General features: G+C 73.0%; 1 protein-coding gene. It reads right to left on the bottom strand.

The features are described 5' to 3' along the window. Positions 1-242: 242 nt before the first annotated feature. The gene (locus tag ACFWRV_RS33570; protein WP_384339718.1) at positions 243-1,313 is read right to left on the bottom strand and encodes a lactonase family protein; all 1,071 of its coding nucleotides are present in this window, start codon (positions 1,311-1,313) and stop codon (positions 243-245) included. Between the last annotated feature and the right edge of the window lie 860 nt (positions 1,314-2,173).

Here is a 2,173-nt window from a genome sequence, read left to right as displayed (position 1 = left end):
TGTCAGCCCCACCCCCACACCCCTGTGGGGGTTATAAAACAACCCCCCGTTTTCTGGGCCCCGCCGCGGTGGGGGGCGGGGGGGGGGGACCCCGGCTCCGCCGGCGGGCCCGGCCGGGTTCTAAGCTGTGGGGCCCGGCCCCGCCGCGCTGTGACGGGACGGCTGCGCCGTAACGGGACGACTTGCGCGGGGCGGCCGCGCTTGTCCGGGCGGCCGCTGCCGGTCGAGGACGGCGCGGATGGTCAGACGAGGACGACGCAGGAGGCCGCGGGGACCTCGACGGAGCCCGCGTGCCGCGGAATGCCCGTCTCGGCGTCCACGGCGAACCAGCTGACGTTCCCGGAGTGCTCGTTGGCCGCGTAGAGCCACTGGCCGCTCGGGTCGAGGGTGAGGTCGCGCGGCCAGCGGCCGCCGCAGCCGACGGTGGCCACCAGGGCCGCCTTCTCGCCGCTCTCGTCGAGGGTGAGCACGGAGATGCTGTCGTGCCCCCGGTTGGCGGTCCACAGAAAGCGGCCGTCACGCGCGACGACCACCTCGGACGGGTAGGTGCGCACCGCGTCGTCGGCCGGCCCGGCCCGCTCGTGATCGGGCAGTACCGGCGTCTCCCCGAGCACGTCGAGGCGGCCCGTCGCCGCGTCCCAGCGGCAGACGGTGAGGGTCGGTTCCAGCTCACCCAGGACGTAGGCGAGAGCGCCCGAGGGGTGGAAGGCCAGATGGCGCGGGCCGGTGCCCGGACGCAGGGCCGTCTCGCCGTGCAGCCGCAGGGCGCCGGTGGCGGGGTCCAGGGCGCAGACGCGTACGGAGTCGGTGCCGAGGTCCACGCTGACCACCCAGTTCCCGGAGGGGTCGGCGAGTACCTGGTGGGCGTGCGGGGCTTCCTGGCGGCCGGCGTCCGGACCGCCGCCCTCGTGCCGGAGCACCGAGGCCGCCGCTCCGAGCGATCCGTCGGCGAGCACGGGCAGGGCGGTGACGCTGCCGGAGGTGTAGTTGGCGGTGACCAGGTGGTTCGCGGCGAGCGCGAGGTGAGTGGGCGCATCACCCTCGACGGCCCGGACGGGGCCCAGGAGGGCCGGTACATCCTCGTCGAGGGCGAAGGCGGCGGCGACGCCCGGGGCGCTCTCGCCGACGGCGTACAGGACCGTACCGCCGGCTCGGGGGCCGACCGCGAGGAACGAGGGGTCGGGCACGGCGTCCGTGGATCCGAGCACGGTCAGCGCGCCGGTGTCCCGGTCCACGGCGGCAGCGGTGATGCCGCGCCCGCCCGCCGAGGTGAACGACCCAATGAATGCCCGCCCGGCACTGTTGCCCATCATCGCGCTGCCCCTCTTCACCGTCGCCGCGATCTTCACGGCCGACGGTAGCAGGCAGCCCGCTGCGGTCCAGACCAATACGGCCGGAAGGAATCGGCGGGTGCGGGACCGGGGTCGACCCGCGCTCGATCGTGGGCGACAGCGGGCTCGGCCACTGCCCGCAACGCGTCGTCGACCTTCCACAGTCTCTTCACAAGAGGCGAACAATCTCTCGACCGGAGGAGCGCAAACACGTCAGAACAAGCCGACTTCGGCGCCCGATTCACCCCGGAACGTAACCCGAAGAAGCCTCTCTTGCCTTGCGGTAACTGTTTCGATGTCAACTAAATCGAGGCTGGAAACCGCCCCCGGAAGGCATCATTCCTCGCGCCCGAACACATGAACGGTCAAGGTCGGACAAAGCAAAGTGCGATCAGCGGGGGGAATCATGGGGCAGGACGGACCTGGGGCGAGACTCGGCCTGCGGAGAATCGACCGCGCCACCCGATGGGCCGGCATTCTGCTGTGCTGGGCCCACGGTGCCGCGATGGCCGTGACCGCCGCCGAGGCCATACTCCGGTCGACTGCCGACTGGTGGGCCGTCGCCTGGGCAGTGACCGCCGCCCTGTTCGTCACCTGGGCTCTCCTCCGGGCGGTCCAGAAGAGGCCTCTCCGCATGGCCGACGGCAGCGAGAGCGGGGGAGCCGGCCCCTGCTCCCCCGAAGATTCCACCTGCTACGACCGCGCCGCATAGCCACGCCCGGAAGAGAGTCCGACCGACGACCGACGTCAGGGCGGGGTGGGGGCCCCCGCCCGCCCGCGCCCCCCCCCGCCCCCGCCGGCGCGCGTATTGGGGGGCTGGGGGCGCCGGAGACGAGGGGTGT

This window comes from Streptomyces sp. NPDC058576, from assembly GCF_042718715.1.
GTDB lineage: Bacteria > Actinomycetota > Actinomycetes > Streptomycetales > Streptomycetaceae > Streptomyces.
The sequence above is the reverse complement of the archived record's forward strand: the minus strand, read 5'-3'. Positions and strand labels throughout refer to the sequence as shown.